Origin of the sequence: Blautia sp. CAG:257, from assembly GCF_000433815.1 — a bacterium.
Lineage (GTDB): Bacteria > Bacillota > Clostridia > Lachnospirales > Lachnospiraceae > Blautia_A > Blautia_A caecimuris.
Genome location: NZ_HF999064.1, coordinates 13,579 through 13,941, shown reverse-complemented (window position 1 = coordinate 13,941; position 363 = coordinate 13,579). Strand labels below are relative to the sequence as shown.

1 pseudogene is annotated in these 363 nt (G+C 48.2%); it reads left to right on the top strand.

Features of this window, described 5'->3' with window-relative positions:
• Positions 1-28: 28 nt before the first annotated feature.
• Positions 29-363, top strand: a pseudogene (locus QVP40_RS08250) (sensor histidine kinase); the annotation flags it as partial.

The window sequence follows — 363 nt, the reverse complement described above, 5'->3', positions numbered from 1 at the left end:
CTGCATGGTTTTGTTCGCGGGAGCATTTGTGTATGGATATTTCAGGTTCCGCAGCAAAGCGCAGGTTTTGTCTCAGATTGCAAAAAGTATTCCTCTGGATCTGGAAAAGCTTCCTTTGCCCCAGGACAACAACGAGGCGGCGCTTCAGCAGATGATCCATGAACTGAACCGAATGAGGATGGAAGCAGAGGAAGCCAGGATGACCTCTTACAGAGAGATGGCGGATTATTATACCATGTGGGTGCATCAGATAAAAACACCTATTGCCGCCCTCAGACTGCTTCTTGGAGAACAGCCTCAGGAAAACAAAGCGGCTCTTGCAGAGATTTTCCGGGTAGAAGAATATGTGGAAATGGTTCTGGG